The sequence below is a fragment of the Brevundimonas sp. genome, assembly GCF_027484365.1.
Taxonomy (GTDB): Bacteria; Pseudomonadota; Alphaproteobacteria; order Caulobacterales; family Caulobacteraceae; genus Brevundimonas.
Genome location: NZ_JAIXTC010000003.1, coordinates 1 through 22,247, shown reverse-complemented (window position 1 = coordinate 22,247; position 22,247 = coordinate 1). Strand labels below are relative to the sequence as shown.

26 protein-coding genes and 2 riboswitches are annotated in these 22,247 nt (G+C 66.8%); of the genes, 17 read left to right on the top strand and 9 right to left on the bottom strand.

The window, feature by feature from the left end; all coding sequences use genetic code 11:
* Window positions 1–15: 15 nt before the first annotated feature.
* The 6 genes from Q0044_RS00725 (at window position 16) to gcvPB (ending at window position 6,946) form a co-directional block, all read left to right on the top strand.
* Complete coding sequence (locus tag Q0044_RS00725; RefSeq protein ID WP_298158303.1) at window positions 16–783, top strand: NYN domain-containing protein; 768 nt, start codon at window positions 16–18, stop codon at window positions 781–783.
* Window positions 784–804: 21 nt separating this feature from the next.
* The gene (locus Q0044_RS00720; protein WP_298158301.1) at window positions 805–1,812 is read left to right on the top strand and encodes an adenosine deaminase; all 1,008 of its coding nucleotides are present in this window, start codon (window positions 805–807) and stop codon (window positions 1,810–1,812) included.
* Between the two features lie 266 nt (window positions 1,813–2,078).
* Window positions 2,079–2,186: riboswitch (glycine riboswitch) on the top strand.
* Window positions 2,187–2,190: 4 nt separating this feature from the next.
* Window positions 2,191–2,290, top strand: a riboswitch (glycine riboswitch).
* Between the two features lie 60 nt (window positions 2,291–2,350).
* The gene (gcvT, locus tag Q0044_RS00715) at window positions 2,351–3,466 is read left to right on the top strand and encodes a glycine cleavage system aminomethyltransferase GcvT (RefSeq protein ID WP_298158299.1); all 1,116 of its coding nucleotides are present in this window, start codon (window positions 2,351–2,353) and stop codon (window positions 3,464–3,466) included.
* Between the two features lie 43 nt (window positions 3,467–3,509).
* A complete protein-coding gene (gene gcvH / locus Q0044_RS00710; protein ID WP_298158297.1) occupies window positions 3,510–3,875 on the top strand; it encodes a glycine cleavage system protein GcvH in 366 nt (121 codons plus the stop codon).
* A 144-nt stretch (window positions 3,876–4,019) separates the two neighbouring features.
* Window positions 4,020–5,366 carry an aminomethyl-transferring glycine dehydrogenase subunit GcvPA gene (gene gcvPA / locus Q0044_RS00705; protein ID WP_298158295.1) on the top strand — a complete coding sequence of 449 codons (1,347 nt, stop codon included), beginning with the start codon at window positions 4,020–4,022 and terminating at the stop codon, window positions 5,364–5,366.
* A gap of 2 nt (window positions 5,367–5,368) precedes the next feature.
* Window positions 5,369–6,946: an aminomethyl-transferring glycine dehydrogenase subunit GcvPB gene (gene gcvPB / locus Q0044_RS00700; RefSeq protein ID WP_298158293.1), complete on the top strand. Its 1,578-nt coding sequence runs from the start codon at window positions 5,369–5,371 to the stop codon at window positions 6,944–6,946.
* Window positions 6,947–6,948: 2 nt separating this feature from the next.
* Here gcvPB and Q0044_RS00695 read toward each other — a convergent pair whose 3' ends face one another.
* Complete coding sequence (locus Q0044_RS00695) at window positions 6,949–7,548, bottom strand: TetR/AcrR family transcriptional regulator (protein ID WP_298158291.1); 600 nt, start codon at window positions 7,546–7,548, stop codon at window positions 6,949–6,951.
* A gap of 68 nt (window positions 7,549–7,616) precedes the next feature.
* On the opposite strand from Q0044_RS00695, the gene Q0044_RS00690 reads away from it, so the two are divergent.
* Complete coding sequence (locus tag Q0044_RS00690) at window positions 7,617–8,552, top strand: SDR family oxidoreductase (protein ID WP_298158289.1); 936 nt, start codon at window positions 7,617–7,619, stop codon at window positions 8,550–8,552.
* A gap of 122 nt (window positions 8,553–8,674) precedes the next feature.
* On the top strand, window positions 8,675–9,148 hold the full coding sequence (locus tag Q0044_RS00685) for a DUF6789 family protein (protein ID WP_366941090.1): 474 nt from the start codon (window positions 8,675–8,677) through the stop codon (window positions 9,146–9,148).
* Window positions 9,149–9,221: 73 nt separating this feature from the next.
* On the opposite strand, the gene Q0044_RS00680 is transcribed toward Q0044_RS00685, so the two are convergent.
* The 6 genes from Q0044_RS00680 to Q0044_RS00655 all read right to left on the bottom strand — a co-directional run bounded on the left by Q0044_RS00680 (window position 9,222) and on the right by Q0044_RS00655 (window position 13,192).
* Window positions 9,222–9,737 carry a F0F1 ATP synthase subunit B gene (locus Q0044_RS00680; RefSeq protein WP_298158286.1) on the bottom strand — a complete coding sequence of 172 codons (516 nt, stop codon included), beginning with the start codon at window positions 9,735–9,737 and terminating at the stop codon, window positions 9,222–9,224.
* A gap of 1 nt (window position 9,738) precedes the next feature.
* On the bottom strand, window positions 9,739–10,326 hold the full coding sequence (locus Q0044_RS00675) for a F0F1 ATP synthase subunit B family protein (protein ID WP_298158284.1): 588 nt from the start codon (window positions 10,324–10,326) through the stop codon (window positions 9,739–9,741).
* Window positions 10,327–10,406: 80 nt separating this feature from the next.
* Window positions 10,407–10,631 (bottom strand): F0F1 ATP synthase subunit C, encoded by a 225-nt coding sequence (locus Q0044_RS00670; protein WP_269516148.1) that lies wholly within the window; start codon window positions 10,629–10,631, stop codon window positions 10,407–10,409.
* 56 nt (window positions 10,632–10,687) lie between these two features.
* Window positions 10,688–11,464, bottom strand: a complete 777-nt coding sequence (locus tag Q0044_RS00665) for a F0F1 ATP synthase subunit A (protein WP_298158281.1) — start codon at window positions 11,462–11,464, stop codon at window positions 10,688–10,690.
* An 8-nt stretch (window positions 11,465–11,472) separates the two neighbouring features.
* Window positions 11,473–11,832, bottom strand: a complete 360-nt coding sequence (locus tag Q0044_RS00660) for an AtpZ/AtpI family protein (protein WP_298158279.1) — start codon at window positions 11,830–11,832, stop codon at window positions 11,473–11,475.
* Between the two features lie 619 nt (window positions 11,833–12,451).
* A complete protein-coding gene (locus tag Q0044_RS00655) occupies window positions 12,452–13,192 on the bottom strand; it encodes a polysaccharide deacetylase family protein (protein WP_298158278.1) in 741 nt (246 codons plus the stop codon).
* Window positions 13,193–13,310: 118 nt separating this feature from the next.
* Between Q0044_RS00655 and Q0044_RS00650 the strand changes: the two genes are divergently transcribed.
* Window positions 13,311–14,225 carry a hypothetical protein gene (locus tag Q0044_RS00650; RefSeq protein ID WP_298158276.1) on the top strand — a complete coding sequence of 305 codons (915 nt, stop codon included), beginning with the start codon at window positions 13,311–13,313 and terminating at the stop codon, window positions 14,223–14,225.
* A 19-nt stretch (window positions 14,226–14,244) separates the two neighbouring features.
* Here the strand turns inward: Q0044_RS00650 and Q0044_RS00645 are convergent, their stop codons facing one another.
* On the bottom strand, window positions 14,245–15,504 hold the full coding sequence (locus Q0044_RS00645) for a DNA polymerase IV (protein WP_298158274.1): 1,260 nt from the start codon (window positions 15,502–15,504) through the stop codon (window positions 14,245–14,247).
* A 124-nt stretch (window positions 15,505–15,628) separates the two neighbouring features.
* Here Q0044_RS00645 and Q0044_RS00640 point away from each other — a divergent pair, with 124 nt between their 5' ends.
* Both Q0044_RS00640 and Q0044_RS00635 read left to right on the top strand, forming a co-directional pair.
* On the top strand, window positions 15,629–16,012 hold the full coding sequence (locus Q0044_RS00640) for a response regulator (protein ID WP_298158273.1): 384 nt from the start codon (window positions 15,629–15,631) through the stop codon (window positions 16,010–16,012).
* A 7-nt stretch (window positions 16,013–16,019) separates the two neighbouring features.
* On the top strand, window positions 16,020–17,384 hold the full coding sequence (locus tag Q0044_RS00635) for a PleD family two-component system response regulator (protein ID WP_298158271.1): 1,365 nt from the start codon (window positions 16,020–16,022) through the stop codon (window positions 17,382–17,384).
* Between the two features lie 64 nt (window positions 17,385–17,448).
* Here Q0044_RS00635 and rpmG read toward each other — a convergent pair whose 3' ends face one another.
* Window positions 17,449–17,616 carry a 50S ribosomal protein L33 gene (gene rpmG / locus Q0044_RS00630; RefSeq protein ID WP_003164451.1) on the bottom strand — a complete coding sequence of 56 codons (168 nt, stop codon included), beginning with the start codon at window positions 17,614–17,616 and terminating at the stop codon, window positions 17,449–17,451.
* A 110-nt stretch (window positions 17,617–17,726) separates the two neighbouring features.
* Here rpmG and Q0044_RS00625 point away from each other — a divergent pair, with 110 nt between their 5' ends.
* The 6 genes from Q0044_RS00625 to Q0044_RS00600 all read left to right on the top strand — a co-directional run.
* On the top strand, window positions 17,727–18,323 hold the full coding sequence (locus Q0044_RS00625) for a hypothetical protein (RefSeq protein ID WP_366941089.1): 597 nt from the start codon (window positions 17,727–17,729) through the stop codon (window positions 18,321–18,323).
* Between the two features lie 2 nt (window positions 18,324–18,325).
* The gene (locus tag Q0044_RS00620; RefSeq protein ID WP_298158269.1) at window positions 18,326–18,613 is read left to right on the top strand and encodes a hypothetical protein; all 288 of its coding nucleotides are present in this window, start codon (window positions 18,326–18,328) and stop codon (window positions 18,611–18,613) included.
* Between the two features lie 273 nt (window positions 18,614–18,886).
* Entirely contained in the window at window positions 18,887–19,261 is a 375-nt protein-coding gene (gene rpsL, locus Q0044_RS00615; protein ID WP_013269204.1) for a 30S ribosomal protein S12, read from the top strand.
* A 72-nt stretch (window positions 19,262–19,333) separates the two neighbouring features.
* Window positions 19,334–19,807, top strand: coding sequence for a 30S ribosomal protein S7 (gene rpsG, locus Q0044_RS00610; RefSeq protein ID WP_056615544.1), 474 nt, complete (start codon window positions 19,334–19,336; stop codon window positions 19,805–19,807).
* Window positions 19,808–19,957: 150 nt separating this feature from the next.
* Window positions 19,958–22,039: an elongation factor G gene (fusA, locus tag Q0044_RS00605; protein ID WP_298158265.1), complete on the top strand. Its 2,082-nt coding sequence runs from the start codon at window positions 19,958–19,960 to the stop codon at window positions 22,037–22,039.
* Between the two features lie 89 nt (window positions 22,040–22,128).
* The coding region (locus Q0044_RS00600) for a GTP-binding protein (protein ID WP_293345763.1) at window positions 22,129–22,247 on the top strand (119 nt) is incomplete at its 3' end.

Sequence of the window (22,247 nt, the reverse complement as noted above, 5' to 3'; positions counted from 1 at the left end):
GAGACGAGGCCGGAAATGGCGCGGTCGGGGTACAGGGGAGGGCAGACGCCGGCGGTACGCCGCGACGGCTTCCGGCTGCCGATCTTCCGCAAACGCGCCCGGCTCTATGTCGACGGTTTCAACCTGCATCACGCGATCCTCGATCTGCAGCGGCGCGAGCTGCTGTGGCTGGATCTGAACGCCCTGGGGCGGGCGCTTCTGCCGCCGGGCGAGCGGCTGGCGGGCGTCACCTGGGTCAGCGCTCATCGACCGCAACGGCGGGACCGGATGGAAGCCCTGCTGGCCTATGAAGAGGCGCTCAGGGCGCGTTCTGTCCGCTGCCTGATGGGGCATTTTGTCATTCACGGGGATCACTGCCAGGCCTGCGGGCATCAGTGGATGGATGCGACGGAGAAGCAGAGCGACGTGAACCTGGCTCTGGCGATCGCCGCCGATGCGGCCGCGAACCGGTTCGACACGGCCTACATCCTGACGACGGACGGGGACCATGCAGCGACGACGCGGTTCCTGCACGAGGGCTATCCCGACAAGACCGTGGTCAGCGTCGCTCCGCCGGGGCGGGGGCATAACCGCCAGCTTCTGGAATGGGCCCACCTGCGGACCGAGATCGAGATCCCGATGCTGGAGCGGTCCGGTCTGCCCGAGCGTATCCTGACCCGGTCGGGCTTCGTCGAACGACCCCGGAGCTGGACTGCCGGGGGGAGCGCACCGCCGCCGCCCGCGCCGGTCCCGCCGACGCCCGAGATCCGGCGTGGACATCTGCGGCTGGTGGTGTCGAACTGACCGCGCTGGTAGCGAGGGACCATGACAGACCTGAACGCCTATATCGCCGGCCTGCCCAAGGCCGAACTCCACCTGCACATCGAGGGTTCGCTCGAGCCCGAGCTGATGTTCGAACTGGCGCAGCGGAACGGGGTCCAGATCCCGTTCGACAGCGTCGAGGCGGTGCGGGCGGCCTATGACTTTTCCAACCTGCAGGACTTCCTCGACATCTATTACGCCGGGGCAAACGTCCTGCTGACCCGCAAGGATTTCGAGGACCTGGCCTTCGCCTATTTCCAGCGGGCCGCCGCCGACAACGTGCGCCATGCGGAGATCTTCTTCGATCCCCAGACCCATACCGATCGGGGCGTGGAGTTCGGCGTGGTAGTCGAGGGGCTGATCGCGGGGATGGACCGGGCGAAGTCGGAACTGGGCGTGACCTCCGGGCTGATCCTGAGCTTCCTGCGTCACCTGTCGGAGGAGGAGGCCTTCGCGACGCTGGAGATGGCGAAGCCCTATCTGCATCACTTCATCGGGGTCGGGCTGGACTCGTCGGAGGTCGGGCATCCACCGTCGAAATTCGTCCGGGTCTTCGCCGCGGCACGCGACCTGGGTCTGAAGCTGTGCGCCCATGCCGGCGAGGAGGGGCCGCCCGCCTATGTGCACGAGGCGCTGGACCTGCTGCACATCGACCGGATGGATCACGGCAACCGGTCGATGGAGGACGAGAGCCTGATCCAGCGACTGGCCGCCGAGCAGATGACGCTGACCGTCTGTCCCCTGTCGAACCTGAAGCTCTGCGTGGTGAAGGATCTGAAGGACCACCCGGTGCCGGAGATGCTGCGCCGGGGCCTGCATGTGACACTGAACTCGGACGATCCGGCCTACTTCGGCGGCTATGTGAACGCCAACTACGCGCGGCTGGCGGAAGCTGTGGGTCTGAGCCGGGAGCAGGTGACGCAGATGGCGCGGAACAGTTTCGAGGGGTCGTTCCTGCCGGACGCCGACAAGCTGAAGCGTCTGGCCGAGATCGACGCCTACGCGGGCTAAGGTTTCGTCCGTCTGTCCGGACGAAAAACACCCTGACGAAACGGACGAAACGGACGAAATCCGTTTGCTCGCTCTCTCCGCGAACCGTGAGCGCGATTGTAGGTCAGCGGGACACCAAGGCGCACAAACAGGGCCGAACGGAGTTCTGGGCCAGGCGTGGCCGTGTTTCGTCACGCGCATAAGAAAATAGATGCGACATGGAAGCCGCTGGTCGCCGTTTCCCAAGCTCGCGCTTGACTCGGAGCCGGAGTCGGGGCCTTGGTGACCCGGCTCTCGCGGGAGAGATCGGGCCGTCCCTCCAGCTTTGGGGCGGACCCGGAGCCGAAGGCGCAACCGCCCCGGAAACGCTCAGGCAAACGGACCGCGAGAACATTCGGACGCTGGAAAGTCGATCCCCGGATCGCGCCGACGGAGCAAGACGCCTGACATCCCTGCCGGGATGGGCGGCGTTGGAATCTCTCAGGCTTCACAGACAGCGGGGGCGCGAGGACGGCGGAGCTTTCCGCCTCGAGACGCGACCCTGAAAGTCTGGACCCGCATGACCGACGAAACGCTGAAGACCACCGTCCTGAACGCCGCGCACCGCGCCTTGGGAGCCCGCATGGTCGGGTTCGGCGGGTACGACATGCCGGTGCAGTACGAAGGCGTCCTGGCCGAGCACCGCTGGACGCGCGAGCACGCCGGCCTGTTCGACGTGTCGCACATGGGCCAGTGCAAGATCACCGGCGCCGACGCGATCGACCAGTTCCAGCGGTTCGTGCCCGGCGACTATCAGGTGCTGAAGTCCGGCCGGCAGAAATACAGCCTGCTGCTGAACCAACAGGGCGGGATCATTGACGACCTGATGGCCGGCAAGCCCGATCACGACGGCCTGTTCGTCGTCGTCAACGCCGGCAACAAGGACGAGGACTTCGCCTTCTGGGCCGAGCATCTGTCGGGCGACGCGGTCCTGACCGTCCTTGACGACCGCGCCCTCATCGCGATCCAGGGGCCGGAAGCCGCCGAGGTCATGGCGAAGCATGAGCCGGTGCTGGCCGAGTTCGGCTTCATGGACTGCGCCCGGCTGATGCTGTTCGGGGTCGACTGCTATGTCTCGCGCTCGGGCTATACGGGCGAGGACGGCTACGAGATTTCCGTCCCGGCCGCCGACGCCGAGCGGGTGTGGAACACCATCCTGGAGGACAGCCGGGTCAAGCCGATCGGTCTGGGCGCGCGGGACAGCCTGCGTCTGGAGGCCGGTCTGCCGCTGCACGGCCACGACATCGATCCGGGCACGTCGCCGGTCGAGGGGGCGCTGACCTTCGCCCTTTCGAAGTCGCGCAAGGACGCCGCCGACTTCAACGGCGCCGAACGCATCCTGAAGGAACTGGCTGATGGGCCGTCGCGGGTACGCGTGGGTCTGAGCGTCAAGGAAGGCGCTCCGGCGCGCGAGGGCGCCGAGATCGCCGATCTGGACGGGAACGTCATCGGCAAGGTGACTTCGGGCGGGCCGTCGCCGACCCTGGGTCGCAACATCGCCATGGGCTATGTGCCGCCGGCGCACGGGGCGCTCGGCACGGAACTGAAGGTCATCGTGCGCGGCAAGGCCGCCGCCGCCGAGGTGATCGACATGCCGTTCGTCGCACAACGCTATTACCGCAAACCCAAGGCCTGATCCCCCGGTCAAGCCGGAGGATGACGAGAAAGAGGAACATAGCATGCACTTCACCAAGGACCACGAGTGGGTTCGCCTCGACGGCGACGTCGCCACCGTCGGCATCACGAAACACGCCGCCGACCAGCTGGGCGATGTGGTGTTCGTCGAGACTCCGGAAGCCGGCAAGACCGTCGGCAAGGGCGACAGCTTTGCCGTCGTCGAGAGCGTGAAGGCGGCTTCGGACGTCTACGCCCCGGTGTCGGGTGAGGTGATTGAGGGTAATGCCGTGCTGGCGACTGCGCCCGAGACGGTCAATGCCGACGCCGAAGGCGAAGGCTGGTTCGCGAAGATCAAGGTGTCGGACGCCGGCCAGATCGACGGCCTGATGGACCGCGCCGCCTACGACGCGTTCCTGGCGTCGCTTTAATCTGCCCGCTCACCCCGGCGGAAGCCGGGACCCAGTCCTGTCGCGAAACAGGGTGGCTGGGATGAGCGGTTCGTCCTCCCCGGCGACAGACTTCGCCCAAAGCACTGGCTCCCCGTTTGCGCGGGGATGAGCGGAACAGAATAGATGCGCTACCTGCCCCTGACCCCTGACGACCGGACGGCGATGCTCGCCGCCATCGGCGTGAAATCGATCGACGACCTGTTCGTGGATGTGCCCGAGGCGGCGCGGCGGGACGGGTTCGTCGACCTGCCCCACGTCATGGGCGAGCTTGAGGTCGAGCGGTCCCTGAAGTCGCTGGCGGGCAAGAACACGGTGGCAGGTGACGCGCCCTTCTTCTGCGGGGCGGGCGCCTATCGCCACCATGTGCCGGCGACGGTGGATCACGTGATCCAGCGCTCGGAGTTCCTGACCAGCTACACCCCCTACCAGCCCGAGATCGCCCAGGGGACGCTGCAGTATCTCTATGAGTTCCAGACCCAGGTCGCGAACCTGACGGGCATGGATGTGGCCAACGCCTCCCTCTACGACGGCTCGACCGCCATGGCCGAGGGCGTGCTGATGGCGACGCGGGTGACGCGCCGGAACAAGGCGGTCATCTCGGGCGGGGTGCATCCGCACTATGTCCGGGCGACCGAGACGGTGGTGCACGCGGTCGGCGTCGAGACCGAAGTCCTGGCCGCCGCCGTGGATGCCGAGGCCGACGTCATCGCCCGGATCGGGCCGGACACGGCCTGTGTCGTCGTCCAGACCCCGAACGTGTTCGGCACGGCGACCGATGTGACGAAGATCGCCGAGGCCGCCCACGCTGCCGGCGCCCTGTTGATCGTCGTGGTCACCGAGGCTGTGTCGATGGGCCTGCTGAAGTCGCCGGGCGAGATGGGGGCCGACATCGTCGCCGCCGAGGGCCAGTCGATCGGCAACGCCCTGAACTATGGCGGACCCTATGTCGGCCTGTTCGCGACGCGCGAGAAGCTGATCCGCCAGATGCCGGGCCGCCTGTGTGGCGAGACGGTGGATGCGGACGGCGAGAGGGGCTTCGTCCTGACCCTGTCGACGCGCGAGCAGCACATCCGCCGCGACAAGGCGACCTCGAACATCTGCACCAACTCCGGCCTGTGCAGCCTGGCCTTCACCATCCACATGAGCCTGCTGGGCGAGACGGGGCTGCGGAAACTGGCCCTGCTGAACCACGAGAAGGCGCTGGCGACCCGTGACGCCCTGGCCGCCATCCCGGGGGTCGAGATCCTGACCGGGCGCTTCTTCAACGAGTTCGCCGTGAAGCTGCCGAAGAACGCGGCCGAGGTGGTGGACCAGCTGGCGGCGCATCACGTGCTGGCCGGCGTGCCCTACAGCCGACTGGCCCCCGACGCCGGCATGGACGACGTCCTGCTGGTCGCCGCGACCGAGACGACGCTGGATGCCGATATCCAGATCCTCGCCAAGTCCCTGACCAAGATCCTGGGAGCCTGATCATGAGCACGATGAACACCGTCGGCCGCCCGACCGCTCCCACCGCCGGGGATCACGACTACAAGCATCCGACCCTGACGGGCGGGCGTGGCCTGTTGCAGGACGAGGCCCTGATCTTCGAGGGCGACGGCTGGGGCAAGACCGGGGTGGACCTGCCGCAACCCAAGACGGACGGCGGCGACCTGGGCGACCTGGTCCGGCGCGATCCGATCGGCCTGCCGGGCCTCTCCGAGCCCGAGACGATGCGCCATTATGTGCGGCTGTCGCAGAAGAACCACGCCATCGACCTGGCCCTCTATCCGCTGGGCTCGTGCACGATGAAGCATAACCCGCGCCTGAACGAGAAGATGGCGCGCCTGCCGGGCTTCTCGGACATTCACCCGCTGCAGCCGATCTCGACGGTGCAGGGCGCGCTGGAGCTGATGGATCAGCTGTCGCACTGGCTGAAGACCTTGACCGGCATGCCGGCCGTCGCCCTGTCGCCCAAGGCGGGTGCGCATGGCGAACTGTGCGGCCTGATGGCGATCCGGGCGGCGCACGAGGCTTCCGGTCAGCACGAGGTGCGCCGCAAGGTGCTGGTGCCGACCTCGGCCCACGGCACCAATCCGGCTACCGCCGCCTTCGTCGGCTATACGGTGGTCGAGGTGGCTCAGACCGACGACGGCCGCGTGGACGTGGCCGACCTGGCCTCGAAACTGGGTCCGGACGTCGCCGCCATCATGGTGACCAACCCTAACACCTGCGGCCTGTTCGAGCGCGATATTCTCGAGATCAGCCGGCTGACCCACGCGGCGGGCGCCTATTTCTACTGCGACGGCGCCAACTTCAACGCCATCGTCGGCCGGGTTCGTCCGGGCGACCTGGGCGTCGACGCCATGCATATCAACCTGCACAAGACCTTCTCGACGCCCCACGGCGGCGGCGGTCCGGGCGCCGGTCCGGTGGTGCTGTCCGAGGCCCTGGCTCCGTTCGCTCCGGCGCCCTGGGTCGTGCACGGCTCGGACGGCTATGAGCTGATCGAGCGGGAGGAGGGCGACGCCGCCCAGGCCTTCGGCCGGATGTGCGCCTTCCAGGGGCAGATGGGCATGTATGTCCGCGCCCTGTCCTACATGATGAGCCACGGCGCTGACGGCCTGCGTCAGGTGGCTGAGGATGCGGTCCTGAACGCCAACTACATCAAGGCCCGCCTGTCGGACGTGATGTCGGCGGCCTTCCCGGACGGACCCTGCATGCACGAGGCCCTGTTCGACGACGAATGGCTGAAGGGCACGGACATCACCACGCTCGACTTCGCCAAGGCGATGATCGACGAGGGATTCCACCCGATGACCATGTACTTCCCCCTGGTCGTCCATGGCGCCATGCTGATCGAGCCGACCGAGACGGAATCCAAGGCTGAGCTGGACCGGTTCATCCACGCCCTGCGTCTGCTGGCCCAGGCGGCGAAGGCGGGTGATGTCGAACGGTTCAAGGGCGCGCCCTTCCATGCGCCCCTGCGTCGCCTCGACGAGACCCGCGCCGCCCGCTCGCCGAAACTGCGCTGGACCGCGCCGGAAGGGACGAACATCGCGGCGGAATAGGTCTATTCAGCCAGCGTAAGGCGCAGGGCCGTGAACGCCGCCTTGCCGTGGACCTCTGGGCCGCTGTCGTCGTCCGAGGCCAGCCAGGTCTCGGTCGCCATGCGCAGGACGCCGATGGCGGTGGTGGCGACGACCCGGGCCTGAAGGTCGTCGGGGGACAGGCCTTTTCGCGCCGCCATGGCCTGGGCGAGGCGACGCTCCAGAGCCTCATATTTGGCCTGATCGCCGGCGCGCAGGGCGGGCGTGTCATGGATCAGGCGTGCCAGGGCGCGCGGACCCGGCCCCTGGAAGTCGGCCGCCATATCGGTCAGGGCGTGCTCGGCCATCTCCAGCAGGGGCTCTTCGGCCGGGCGACGCGCCACGGCGGCCTCGATCAGGTCCCCCAGACCCGCCTTGGTCGAGAGGACGATGTCTTCCTTCGACGCGAAATAGTGGAACAGGCTGCGACGGGACACACCGGCTGCATTGGCTATGTCGTCGAGGGTCGTGGACTCGAAACCCTTGCGGCCGAAGAGGTCCATCGCGGCGATGTGGACCCGCGCCTGGGTGTCAGCGCGTTTGCGTTCACGCAGGCCTGAAATCTTGTCTTGCACGTCTTGCATATTTGCATCGAGTGCAGATATTGCAACTCGATGTTCCTCCCTCACGTCAGACCCGCAGGATAGACCCGATGGCGAACTGGACCACTGCAAACATCCCCGACCAGACCGGAAAACTGGCGATCGTCACCGGATCGACCGGCGGGACCGGATACGAGACGGCGCTGGAACTGGCCCGCAAGGGGGCCGAGGTCATCATCGCAGCGCGCAACCCCACGAAGGGCGATGACGCGATCCGGCGGATCCGCCGTGCGCTCCCGGACGCCAATGTCCGGTTCGAGGCGCTGGATCTGGCCAGCCAGGCATCAGTCGCGGCCTTTGCCGATCGCCTGCTGGCGCAGGGGCGCCCTGTCGATCTCCTGGTCAACAACGCCGGGGTCATGGCGCTGCCGAACCGGGAAGTGACGGTCGACGGGTTCGAGATGCAGCTGGCGACCAACTATCTGGGTCATTTCGCCCTGACAGCGAGACTGCTGCCGCTGTTGAAATCCGGACAGGCGCGGGTGGTCCAGCTGTCCAGCATCGCCCACCGCCGGGGCCGTATCCGTTTCGACGATCTGAACCATGAGCGGCGCTACAGGAGCTGGCCGGTCTATGCGCAGTCGAAACTGGCCATGCTGATGTTCGGTCTGGAGCTGGACCGCCGCAGCGCCGCCCACGGATGGGGACTGATCAGTGTGGTGGCCCATCCCGGCTATGCCCGGACCGGGCTGATCGGCAACGGGCCCCTGACAGGCCGCCCGGTGTCGCGGGCCGTGATGAGCCTGCTGTATCGTCCGTTCATCGAACCCCTGATCAGCCATTCCCAGCGGGCCGGGGCTCTGCCGATCCTGATGGCGGCGACTGAGCCGTCCGTGAAGGGTGGAGCCTATGTGGGGGCGACGCGGATGAACGAGCTGAAGGGGCCGCCGGGGCCGGTCAAGGCCGAGCCCCAGGCCCTGGATGCCGACGCGGCGGCCCGGTTGTGGGATGCGACTGAGGCCCTGCTGGGCGTTCATTTTGCCTGAAGGCCTACCGCACCTGCGAAGCACGCGGTTGTGAATGTGGCGGAATAGCGTCCTGACGCAACAGGCGTAGAGTCCTCCCTGCGTTATCGGAACGAAAACACGCGTTGGGAGGCGCTGTCGTTATGATGTCACGCGTACAGAAGGGCGTGATCGCTGGCTTGTTCGCCACGGTCGCCGTCTCATTACTCGAAGCTGTGAATGTGTTTGCTGGTCCGTGGGTGGAGCCGTTTCCGCTGTTCGTGGCCAGTCTGATGGGCATGCCCGGAAACCTGGTCGTGGGCTGGATCGCCCACTTCGTCGCCGGGTCGGTGATCCTGGGGAGCCTGTTCGGGATCCTCTATCCGCGGATACCGGGCCAGACCGCTGAGACCACGGGCATTCTCTTCGCCGTCGGGGCGTGGGCGGTGCTGATGGTGATGGTCTTCCTGTTCGGCGACTCGCGGATCTTCCGCGGCTCGGGCGGGTTCGGCATGGTCGCCTGGATGCTGGTCAGCCACGCCGTGTTCGGCATCGTGCTGGGCAATGTCTACGCCCGGCTGGTGGCGCGCGAGAAGCGGGCGGCCAGGCTGATGGACGGGGTCGCCGCGGCTCACTAGCGCGATACCGCACAAGAGAAGGGCGGCGCACCGGTCCGGTGCGCCGCCCTTTTCGTTGTCGCTGCCGATGGGCCTAGTTCAGGCGTGTGCCGATCTGGGCGATGGCGGCGTCGAGCAGGGGGTCGGACTTCGCGCCGGCGATGCGGGCGGCCAGGATGGTCTCGGCGGCCTGGGCGGCGACCTCGGCGGCGGCGGCCTTGACCTCTGCCGTGGCCTGGACCTCGGCGGAGGCGATGCGACGCTCGGCCAAGGCCTGGCGACGGGCCAGGGTCTCTTCGAGGCGGACCTTGGCGTCGGCTTCCATGATGCGGGCGTCGGCTTCGGCGGCCGCGAGCATTTCCTTCGCCTGGGCTTCGGCGGCGGCCTTCTCGGCGCGGATGGTGGTCAGCAGGGCCTCGGCCTCGGCGCGCAGGCGCTGGGCCTCGTCGAGCTCGGCCTGGATCTTGGCGCCCTTGGCATCGAGCTGGCCGGCGACCAGCTTCGGCACGCCGACGAAGATGCAGATGCCGATGAAGATCAGCAGACCGATGCCGACCCACAGTTCGGCCTCGGCGAAGTTATAGAAGTGGCTGGTCAGAAAGGCGGGCATATCAGGCGGCTCCCTTGACCGCGGCGGTCGCCTCGGCGGCCGTGGGGGCCTTGCCGGTCAGACGCTCGACGATGGCCGAGGCGGTGTCGGCGGCGATGGTAGCGACATTGGCCATGGCGGCGTCGCGGGTCTTGCCGATGGCGGCCTCGGCCTCGGCGATACGGGCGCTGACGACGGCCTCTTCCTCAGCGGCGCGGGCGTTGGCGGCGTCGGTGACGCGGGCCTTGGCCGCGACGGAGGCGGCGCGGCTGTCGGCGCGAGCCTTCTCGACCTCGGCCTTGGCGGCTTCTGCCTGCCCGGCGGCCTCGGCCTGGACCTGACGGGCTGTCGCGATGGCGGTGGAGATGGTGCTCTCACGCTCTTCGAACACCCGGCGCATGCGCGGTGCGAAGACCCTGGCGATCAGCAGATAGAGGATGGCGAACAGGAAGATCAGATAGACGATCTGCCCGAACCAGTGCTGGAACTCGAACTGCGGTAGGCCGCCGCCCTCATGTCCGGCCGCCTCGGTCGAGGCATGCGTCTCGCCCGCAGCGTGGTTCGCAGGTGCGCCGTGAACGACGGTCGAGGGTTCGGTAGGATCAGCCATGGTCCATCAGGTCTGGAGAAATCGGTCGAGCAGGCGCGGCGACCGGATGCCCGGCGCCGCGCCCGATCGGAAATCGGCGCTTAGGCCGAGTAGATCAGGATGCCCAGAACGAAGGACAGGATGCCCAGGGCTTCGGCCAGGGCGGCGCCCACGAACAGGTTGCCGATTTGCGAGCCGGCGGCCGACGGGTTGCGCAGGGCGCCCGTCAGGAACGAGCCGAAGATGTTGCCGACGCCGATGCCGGCGCCGATCATGCCGGTCATTGCGAGGCCGGCGCCGATGAGCTTGGCGGCTTCTGCTTCCATAATCTTTAGTCCTAGTCTGAGGTTGGTTGGTTAGGGACGAAAACTGAGGTGGGGCTTTAGTGCCCGTGGCCCAGGTTGACCACATCGTTGAGGTAGATGCAGGTCAGAACGGCGAAGACGAAGGCCTGGAGGAAGGCCACCAGGAACTCCAGCGCGGTGAGGCCGACGGTCATGCCCATCGACAGCAGGGCGATCGGGATGCCGAGGCCGAGGCCGACAGATCCGCCGACGCCCACGACCACGAAGCCGGCGAAGACCTTCAGGGCGACGTGGCCGCCCATCATGTTGCCGAACAGACGAAGGGTCAGGGTGACCGGGCGCAGCAGGAAGGAGACGAACTCGATGATGATCACGAAGGGCAGGACCGGCCACGGCACGCCCGACGGCACGAACAGCTTGAAGAAGCCGAGGCCGTGCTTGGCGAAACCGATGGCCAGGACCAGCAGGATGGTCAGCACGCCGAAGGTGGCGGTGACGGCGATCTGCGAGGTGGCCGTGAAGGTCAGGAACAGGCCGATGAAGTTCATGGCCAGGATGAAGGTGAAGACGGTGAAGACGAACGGGAACAGCTTGCGCCCGTCGTGGCCGATGATGGAGTCGACGAGGCCGTCGATCATGCCGAACAGGGTCTCGCCCGCGGCCTGGGTCCGGCCGGGGACCACCTTGGCACCGGCCGTGACAAGCTGAAGGAAGAGCACAACCAGGCCGAAGGCGATGGTCATGGCCAGGTGCGAGTTCGTGAAGGCGATCTGCTGTTCGCCGACAACGGGCAGGGTCACCGTGCCGAAATCGACAAGGGGAACGATCTGGAACTGGTGAAGCGGATCAGCCATGGGCGCCTTTAGTCTTCTTCATCATCGTCAAAGGGAACCGACTTCGGCTCCACTCCGCTTGCTTTCGCCTGGGCCATCAGGCGTTGCGCCGTCGACCAGGCCATCCAAACCGAAACGGCGAAGCCCAGAAGGACACCGCCGATCAAACCCCAGGGATTGGTATGGAAATACCAGTCCACGATGGCGCCGAGCGCCAGACCCACGAACACTCCGCCGAACAGGTCGGCGATGATCCGCCACGCCTGACCGGCTGCCGCCTGACCCGCCGCTTCGTTAGAAGCCTCGCGAGTCGTGCGCGCCTCCAGAGCCGATGCGCTTTCGGTGAGGCGTTTGATCGCCTCTTCGCGCGATTCCGGGGGCAGGGACATGGGCTTTGTTGGTTTCGAACCCCGCCCGGCCACGCATGGATTTGCTGGCCCCGACAGGGGTCTGAATTCGGCGCGGAACCTATAGGCGAGGGGCCGGAAGGTCAAGGCGTGGGCAGATCGGGGTAAGGTGTTGAATTGTCGCGGGTCTGACGGGAGCGGGAGGTTGGTGGTCGAAGGATGAACGGGCGGGAGCGGCCAAGGCGGGCGAACGGCAAAACACAGTCCGAAGCGTCCGAAGCGTGCGAAGCGTTCGGGGCGTGCGACTTCAGAAAGCGACTCGACAGAGTCTACATCCGGGAGGGGGCTGGAGCGGCGATGTCAAAGACCGCGCCTAGTGTCGCACGGTTTCGAGGGGCGCCTGCGATAAGGGCTCTCGACAGAGCCGGGCGTTGAAATCGTTGGGGCTCTGGTTCGATCTGTTGATGGAGATGGGTGAGCTCTCCCTTCTCCCCTTGCGGGAGAAGGTGGCCCGGAGGGCCGGATGAGGGGTCACACCGCCGGTCGGAGTGAGGGCTGTCGGGGCTGAGCGGAACGGCCGGCGACACCCCTCACCCGCCGGCGCAAGAACGGTCGCTCCGCGCCCGTGCGCCGCCTCCCTCTCCCGCAAGGGGAGAGGGGCTTATGCCGCCATCCGCTCCCACGCCTGACCCACCGGCAGGATCTTCAGCCCGGCCGCCTTCGCCAGACGGATCACGCGGTCGAGGTCGGCGGGAGTACAGCCATAAGGCGTCGGGCCGTCCATGACGTCGTGGCCGTAGGCGATGAGCCAGCCGTTTCGGGCGGCGGTTTCGGTCATCAGGGCCTCGAGATCGTAGCCGGGGAGGCGGCGGCTTTCGAGACCGATGGCCTGGAGGTTGGCGCGGTCGGCTGACCCCGCGTTGACGCCGTCGCGGACGCCCCGGCCGAGGGCGAACCGGTCGGCGACCACGGTCTTGGCGCCGACGGACACATCGCCGTAGGGCCAGGCGAAGGTGGTCATGACATGGCCGTCCAGCCGTTCGGCGACCCAGGCGGCGTTGCGGTCGAGGTCGGCGGCGTATTCGCCGGGCGAGACCTTCAGGGCCGAGGTGTGGCCGAAGGTGTGGCAGCCGACCTCATGGCCGGCGGCGAACAGCTGCTGCAGGTGGTCGGTGGTGAACTGGGGCAGGCCGAGGTTCTCTCCGTCCGACAGGCCGCCGGCCACATAGTAGGTGGCCAGGACGCCGTGCTCCTTGAGAATCGGGCCGGCCTCGGTCCAGGCGCTCACCGGGATGTCGTCGAACGACAGGCTGAAGACGCCGCGCGCCGGGCGGACGGGCGCCGGGCGGACGCCGAGGTAGCGGCCGCCCCGGCGGCGCATCTTGTCGAGGAATGCGGACATGGGGCGATCATGACCCGATCGGCTTAAGGCCGGTTGAACGCCGCCCGCGTTCTTAACCTGGCGGCGCGTTTGAGATATCTCCGGTCGGAGTGAGGGCGACGCGGCAGGAGGGCGTCCGATGAACCGGCAGAAACGGCAGACCCGCGTCGCTGGCGGCCCGGCGCCGGGCGCGGCCATACTGGCGTTGCTGCTGGCCATGGGTGCGACATCGCCGGCCAGTGCCCGCCAGGAGCTCGACCTGACGCGCCGCTATGACGTGGGACAGAGGTTCCAGTATCGTCTGGTCCAGACGGAGACGCGGGGAGACCAGACGAGCCGGGTCGAGGCGGTCTCGGATCATGAGGTCGTGGCGGGCGCCGACGGCGGGTCGCCCTTCGAACGGGTCCGCTGGTTGAGCCTCGGCGAGGCGGGCGGGGCCGACGACACCGCAGCGCGCGCCCTGGCCCCCTACACCCTGGCTCTCGGCGCAGAGGAGCGGCTGGAGTCGCCACGCCCTGCTGGCTCGGTCGCCTTGCTGGGCATGGTGACCGATCTGCAGACCTTCTACGTGGCGGTCAGCCGGGGGCTGGGGCTGGACCAGTTGAAGGCCGTCGGGGACGCCCATGTCCGGCCGGAGCTGGTCATCGGCGACTTCGAGGACGGCCAGGCCATCCTGTCCGGGCGGGACTGCACCCGGGCGACGCTTCGCCTGGTGGCGGTCGAGGAGAGCGAAGTCGTGGTCGAGGCGCGCTTCGAACCGCCGTCGCAATCCTGTCTCGACCCGGATGCGACCCCGGCCGCCGGGGAGGTACCGGAGAATTTCCGGATGGTGCGCAGGGCCGGCCCGGGCGTGCTGGATCTCCACGGCCACGAGAGCTTCGTCATCCTGTCCAGGCTGCGACGGAGCGACGGGCAGTTGCGGGCCGCGGACATGACCAATCAGCTGGATCTCGAGGGACGGATGTGCGCCGACGTCGCCCTCGCCGCGTGCAACGCCATCCCCCCGATCCACCGCACCCGCCGGGTGTCGCTGGAATTGATCGAGGCGCACTGACGCGCCGCCGCCCCGCAGCCTAGCGGGGTTTCGGCTTCAGCGCCCGGCCCGCGACGACGGCGGAGGCGCCGAATTTCTGGCGCAGGGCGTCGATGGTGGTCTCGGTCTTGAGGGTGCGGCGCTCGGCCGAGGCGAACAGCCCCTCGGGCAGGTCCTCGGCGTCCTGGATGTCGGCGAGGCCGATGCCGATGAGGCGGTAGGGGCGGCCCAGTTCGGGGGCCAGCAGGTCGCGGCCGATGGCGAACAGGGCGCGGGCCGTCTGGACCGGGTCGGGCATCGTGCGGCGACGGGTGATGATCCTGAAGTCGGTGCGGCGCAGTTTGAGGACGACGACGCGGCTGGCGACGCCGTCGCGCCGGGCCTTGGACGCGACCTTTTCGCACAGGGGCCAGAGCTCGGCCTCGAGGTCCTCGAGCGCGGTCAGGTCGGTGTTGAAAGTGTTTTCCGCGCTCATGCCGCGCCGGTCGTGCTCCGGGTTCACGGAGCGGGCGTCGCGGGCGTGGGCGAGGTCGTGGAGGCGCAGGCCGGTCTCGCCGTAGCGTTTGACCAGGTCGCGGACGTCGGCGGCGGCCAGGTCGCCGACAGTGGCGAAACCGTCCGAGACCAGGGTCTTGCCGAAGACGGGACCTACCCCGGGCAGGATGCGGACGGACCGCGGCGCCAGCAGGGCCCGGGCGTTCGCCGCGCCGATGACGGAGAAGCCGCGCGGCTTGTCCAGCTCCGAGGCGATCTTGGCCAGGAAGCGGTTCGGGGCCAGGCCGATGGAGACGCCCAGGCCCGTCTCGACCTCGATCCGCTTCTGGAGGCGGATCAGCTGGAGCGCCGGCGGGCCGCCGTTCAGGCGTTCGGTGCCCGACAGGTCGATCCAGGCCTCGTCCAGCGACAGGGTCTGGACCAGGGGGGTGAGCTCTCCGACGAAGCGGAAGATGCGCTCCGATTCGGGGACGTATTTGGAGAAGTCGGGTTTGAGGACGACCGCGTCGGGACAGGCCTTCAGCGCCTTGAACATCGGCATGGCCGAATGAACGCCGGACTGGCGGGCGATGTAGCAGCAGGTGGAGACCACGCCCCGCACCCCGCCGCCGACGATGACGGGCCGGTCGCGCAGCTCGGGGCGGTCGCGCTTCTCCACCGAGGCGTAGAAGGCGTCGCAGTCGAGGTGGGCGATCGCCAGCTGGTCCAGCTCCGGATCGCAGACGACCCGCGGGGAGCCGCAGGAGGGACAGCGCCGGACGGCGTCCTCCCCGGTCCACAGGCATTCGCGACAGATGGCTTTCATGGTGAAGGTTGGATTCCCGACTTCACCCCAACTTAAGACTGCGCAGGCACAATCCCAATCGAAGAAGGCCGCAAGCCTCAGTGCGCAGGGTGCGCGTCAATCGAGGCGGCCAGACCGGGTGAAGATGTCCAAGAAAGTCCTCATCGTCGAGGATAACGAGCTGAACATGAAGCTGTTTCATGATCTGCTCGACTCGCAGGGCTACCAGATCCTGCAGACCCGCGAGGGGCTGCAGGCGATGGCCCTCGCGCGCCAGCACATGCCCGACCTGATCCTGATGGACATCCAGCTGCCCGAGATCTCGGGGCTGGAAGTGACCAAATGGCTCAAGGACGACGAGGAGCTGGCCCATATTCCGATCATCGCGGTGACCGCCTTCGCCATGAAGGGCGACGAGGAGCGGATCCGGCAGGGCGGCTGCGAGGCCTATATCTCCAAGCCGATCTCGGTGATGCATTTCCTGGAGACGGTGAAGAAGCACCTGAACCAGCCAGTGACGGTGGGGTAGCAGTTCAATGACCGCGCGTATTCTTGTGGTCGACGACGTTGAGGCCAATGTCCGCCTGCTCGAGGCCAAGCTGACGCTGGAATACTATGACGTCCTGACCTGCCAGGACGGGGCGTCGGCGCTCAGAATGGCGGCGGCGGAACAGCCCGACATCATCCTGCTGGACGTCATGATGCCTGGCATGGACGGGTTCGAGACCTGCCGCCGGCTGAAGGCCGATCCGACCACCAACCATATCCCTGTCGTTCTGGTGACGGCCCTGGACGGGCGCGAGGACCGGATCAAGGGGCTGGAGGCGGGGGCGGACGACTTCGTCACCAAGCCGCTGGACGACGTGGTGCTGTTCGCGCGGGTGCGGTCGCTGACCCGACTGAAGCTGGTCATGGACGAGCTGCGCGAGCGCGAGGAGAGCGGGCGCCGGCTGGGGGTGACGACCGACGGGGCCGGGCGGCTGCGCGGGTCCGGTGGCCGGGTCCTGATCGTCGACGACAATGCGCGCCAGGCCGAGCGGATCGCCGAGGAGCTGACGCGCGAGCATCGCCCCTCGATCGAGACCACTGCGGGTGACGGCCTGATCGCGTCCAAGGGCGCCATCGACCTGATGATCATCAATGTGGCGGCGGCGGAGTTCGACGGGCTGCGTCTGGTCGCCCAGGTGCGTTCGGCGGAGCCGACGCGGCATCTTCCGATTCTGGCCGTGGTCGATCCGTCGGACCGGCCACGGCTGGTCAAGGCCCTGGAACTGGGCGTCAACGATATCCTGATGAAGCCGGTGGATCCGGAGGAGCTGGCGGCCCGGGCGCGGACCCAGGTCCGCAGGAAACGCTACACCGACTTCCTCAAGGAGAAGCTGGACTACAGCCTCGAGATGGCCGTCACAGACGCCCTGACCGGGCTGCACAACCGGCGCTACATGGCCGGGCAGCTTCAGGCCTTTGTCACTCGGGCGGCCCAGGGCGGCGAGCCCGTGTCGGTGCTCGTGCTGGACATCGACCACTTCAAGAAGGTCAACGACGGCTTCGGCCACGATGCGGGCGATGAGGTGCTGCGCGAATTCGCCGTGCGCCTGGCCACCAACGTCCGCGCCGTCGACCTGCCGTGCCGGCTGGGCGGCGAGGAATTCGTCGTCGTCATGCCGGGAACCCGGATCGAGGATGCGCACCGCATCGCCGAACGCATCCGCCGTGACGTCGGCACCACGCCCTTCCGCGTGATGGGCGGCCAGGAGCACCTGACGGTGACCATCTCGATCGGCGTGGCCGCGACCCTGGGGGCCGGGGATACGCCGGACGCCCTGCTGAAGCGGGCCGACGAAGGCGTCTACGAGGCCAAGGCCACGGGGCGCGACCGCGTCATCGCGCGGGCGGCCTAGGCCGGACAGCAAAACGCCCGGTCGTTGCCGACCGGGCGCTTCAGAACCAGCGTGGGATCAAGCCTTACTTGATCTTGCCTTCCTTGAACTCGACGTGCTTGCGCACGACCGGGTCGTACTTCTTGACGACCATCTTCTCGGTCATCGTACGGGCGTTCTTCTTGGTGACGTAGAAGAAGCCGGTGTCGGCCGTGGAGTTGAGGCGGATCTTGATGGAGGCGGGCTTTGCCATCGGAAATTACCTTTGCGACGGCGGTTGAGCCGTAAAATGAGAGGCGCGGAACATACTCAGGGAAGTCGCGAAGTCAACGGGCGACGTGGCGCATTGAGAATGTTGTCGTGGTGAGCGACGTTCGCGACATGAAAGTCGCCCTGATCGCCGCCTGCACCGTCCTGCTGTCCGGATGTGCAGGGACCTATTTCGGCACGAACCCGCCTTCCCCGGCAGAGGGGAACTTCATGGCCAATCTGAACGCCCTGTGCGGCCAGCGCTTCGAGGGCCGGGTGGTGTCGACGGATGCGGCCGACGCCAGGTTCGTCGGCGAGCGGCTGCTGATGCATGTGAGCGACTGTTCGCCGACCGAGGTGCGTATTCCGTTCAGCGTCGGCGAAGACCGGTCGCGAACCTGGATCATAACCCGCACGGAGGCAGGGCTCAGGCTGAAACACGACCATCGCCACCCCGACGGTACGCCCCATACGCTGCATATGTATGGGGGAAACAATGTCGGGCCCGGGTCGGCCGAGTGGCAGACCTTCCCGGTCGACGCCTTCTCCATCGCCCTCTTCAACGCCAATGACGCCGCCGTCTCCACGACCAATGTCTGGAACGTCGAGGTCTATCCGGGCCGGATGTTCGCCTATGAGCTGCGTCGCGCAAACCGGCACTTTCGGGCAGAGTTCGACCTGACAACACCGGTGACGGACCAGGAGGGCTGACGATGCGTACGAATCTCGGGCGCATGGCGTTGATCGCCCTTTTGGGCGCAGGTCTGTCGGGATGCGCCAGCGGGGGCCTCGTGAACCTGAACTGCGGCGTCGCTGCGGACGGTCTGCTATCGAACTGCCTGGTGGTTTCCGAGAACCCGCCGAATGAAGGCTACGGAGCGGCGGCCGCCCGGTCCGCTGAGGGGACACGGCTGTCGGAGGCGACGATGCGCGAGCCGCCGGCCTCCGGACGGATCAACTTCGTCGTCCGGAGCGTGCAGAAGACGCCGGCCGGGTCCTGAGGCCCGGTCTTGACCTGACGGCCCCTCACGCGTAAACGCGCCGGACTTTCGAGGCGGGTTCTTTCCGGGGCCCATCCTGATCGTCACAATTGAACGGACGGGCTGTGCCCGCCGGAACGCCCGAAGCGCGCGTTCCGGTTTTTTCGTTTGGTCGTGCCGCATCCGGTCTCGAACGATCCCGGGCGTCTCCGTCGGAGCCGTTCAAAAGAAGGAAACCGAGGCGCCCCGGCCGACAGGCACACGCCTCCATCAGAAGTCGAGACTGTTCTACCGATGCCTACGATCAACCAGCTGATCCGCAAGCCCCGCAAGCCCAAGCCCGTGCGCAACAAGGTGCCGGCCCTGGAAGGCTCGCCCCAGCGCCGCGGCGTTTGCACCCGCGTCTATACGACGACCCCGAAGAAGCCGAACTCGGCTCTGCGTAAGGTCGCCAAGGTCCGTCTGGCCAAGTCCGGCTATGAAGCCGTGTGCTACATCCCCGGCGAGGGCCACAATCTTCAGGAGCACTCGGTGGTCCTGATCCGCGGCGGCCGCGTGAAGGACTTGCCCGGCGTTCGCTACCACATCCTTCGCGGCGTGCTCGACACGCAGGGCGTCAAGGACCGCAAGCAGCGCCGTTCGCACTACGGCACCAAGCGTCCGAAGTAAGCGACCCGCATTTTCCAGATTCAGCCGGTTTCATCCGGCTTCTTCCAGACACCGATTTAGAAGGCCCAGCCCATGTCCCGTCGCCACCGCGCCCAGAAACGCGAAGTCCTGCCGGATCCCAAATACAAGGATCTGACCGTCACCAAGTTCATGAACTACGTCATGTACGAGGGCAAAAAGGCCGTCGCCGAAAACATCGTCTACGGTGCGTTCGAAATCCTGGCCGACAAGAAGAAGGACTTCGAGCCGGTCCAGACCTTCCACACCGCCCTGGAAAACGTCCAGCCGTCGGTCGAAGTCCGTTCGCGTCGCGTCGGCGGCGCCACCTACCAGGTGCCGGTCGAGGTTCGCCCCGACCGTCGCCGCGCCCTGGCCATCCGCTGGCTGGTGAACGCTGCGCGCAAGCGTGGCGAGAACACCATGACCGAAAAGCTGGCCGCCGAGCTGCTGGACGCCTCCAACAACCGCGGCACCGCGGTCAAGAAGCGTGAAGACACCCACAAGATGGCCGAGGCCAACCGCGCCTTCAGCCACTACCGCTGGTAGGCGCCTTCAAAGCGTCAAACAGCAGCACTATCTAGAGACTATCCGGCGCGGGCGGTTTGAGATAAATCGCCCGCGCTCGCTTATCCGCCACATCGACGATCTCCCGAGGACGCGGCCCGCGTCCTGAACATACTTTCAAGGCACGCTTTCATGGCCCGCACACACGCGCTCGAGGACTACCGCAACTTCGGAATCATGGCCCACATCGATGCGGGCAAGACGACGACGACCGAGCGGATCCTGTACTACACCGGCAAGAACCATAAGATCGGCGAAGTCCACGACGGTGCCGCCACCATGGACTGGATGGACCAGGAGCAGGAACGCGGCATCACGATCACGTCGGCCGCGACGACCGCCTTCTGGCAGGGCAAGCGCCTGAACATCATCGACACCCCCGGCCACGTGGACTTCACCATTGAAGTCGAGCGTTCGCTGCGCGTGCTCGACGGCGCCGTGACGGTCCTGGACGGCAACGCCGGCGTCGAGCCGCAGACCGAAACCGTCTGGCGTCAGGCCGACAAATATTCGGTGCCGCGCATCGTCTTCGTCAACAAGATGGACAAGATCGGCGCCGACTTCGACGCCTCGGTCCAGTCGATCCGTGACCGTCTGGGTGCCAAGGCGGTGCCGATCCAGTTCCCGATCGGCGCCGAGTCCTCGCTGACCGGTCTGGTCGACATCGTGGAAATGCGTTCGGTCGTCTGGGACAACGACGCCCTGGGCGCCAACTTCACCATCGGCGAGATCCCGGCCGATCTGGTCGCCAAGGCCAATGAAGCCCGCCAGTACCTGATCGACAACGCCGTCGAACTCGATGACGAGGCGATGGAAGCCTACCTCGAAGGCACCGAGCCCTCGGTCGAAGTGCTGAAGAAGTGCATCCGCAAGGCCGTGCTGACCGGCGCCTTCTATCCGATCCTGTGCGGCTCGGCCTTCAAGAACAAGGGCGTGCAGACCCTGCTCGACGCCGTCGTCGATTACCTGCCGTCGCCCATGGACATCCCGCCGACCCCGGGCATCGACTTCAAGACCGAAGAGCCGGTCGTGCGTAAGGCCTCGGACGACGAACCCCTCTCGATCCTGGCGTTCAAGATCATGGACGACCCGTTCGTCGGCTCGCTGACCTTCTGCCGCCTGTATTCGGGCAAGATGGAAACCGGCCAGAGCCTGCTGAACTCGTCGCGCGACAAGCGCGAGCGCGTCGGACGGATGCTGCAGATGCACTCGAACAACCGTGAGGACGTCAAGGAAGCCTACGCCGGCGACATCGTCGCCCTGGCCGGCCTCAAGGAAACCCGCACCGGCGACACCCTGTGCGATCCGCTGAAGTCGCCCGTCATCCTCGAGAAGATGGAATTCCCGGCGCCGGTGATCGAGATCTCGGTGGAGCCGAAGTCCAAGGCCGACCAGGAGAAGCTGGGCGTCGCCCTGGCCAAGCTGGCGTCGGAAGATCCGTCCTTCACCGTCTCGACCGACCACGAGTCGGGCCAGACCATCCTGAAGGGCATGGGCGAGCTTCACCTCGACATCAAGATCGACATCCTGAAGCGCACCTACAAGGTCGAGGCCAACATCGGCGCGCCGCAGGTCGCCTATCGTGAGTCCCTCGGCCGCAAGGTCGACATCGACTACACCCACAAGAAGCAGACCGGCGGTACGGGCCAGTTCGCCCGCGTCATGCTGACCTTCGAACCCGGCGAGCCGGGCTCGGGCTTCGTGTTCGAGAACTCGATCGTCGGCGGCGCGGTGCCCAAGGAATTCATCCCGGGCGTCGAAAAGGGTCTGAACTCCATCAAGGATTCGGGTCTGCTGGCCGGCTTCCCGCTGATCGACTTCAAGGCGACCCTGACGGACGGCAAGTACCACGACGTCGACTCCAGCGTGCTGGCGTTCGAAATCGCGGCCCGCGCCGCCTTCCGCGAACTGAAGGAAAAGGGCGCTCCGAAGCTGCTCGAGCCGATCATGGCGGTCGAGGTCGTGACCCCCGAGGACTACCTCGGTTCGGTCATCGGCGACCTGAACGGCCGTCGCGGCATGATCCAGGGTCAGGACATGCGCGGCAACGCCACCGTCGTGAACGCCTTCGTGCCCCTGGCCAACATGTTCGGCTATGTGAACACGCTTCGCGGCATGTCGCAGGGCCGCGCGGCCTTCACCATGCAGTACGACCACTACGAGCCGGTGCCGCAACACGTCGCCGACGAAGTGATCAAGAAGTATTCCGCCTAAACCCCACCATCCCGACGGGCTTCGGCCCGTCGGACACCCCCTGAACAACTAGGATATGCCCCCTCAATTCAGGGGACGGAGAGAAGAGAATGGCCAAGGAAAAGTTCGAACGTAACAAGCCGCACTGCAACATCGGCACGATCGGTCACGTGGACCACGGCAAGACGACGCTGACGGCGGCGATCACGATGACCCTGGCCAAGGCCGG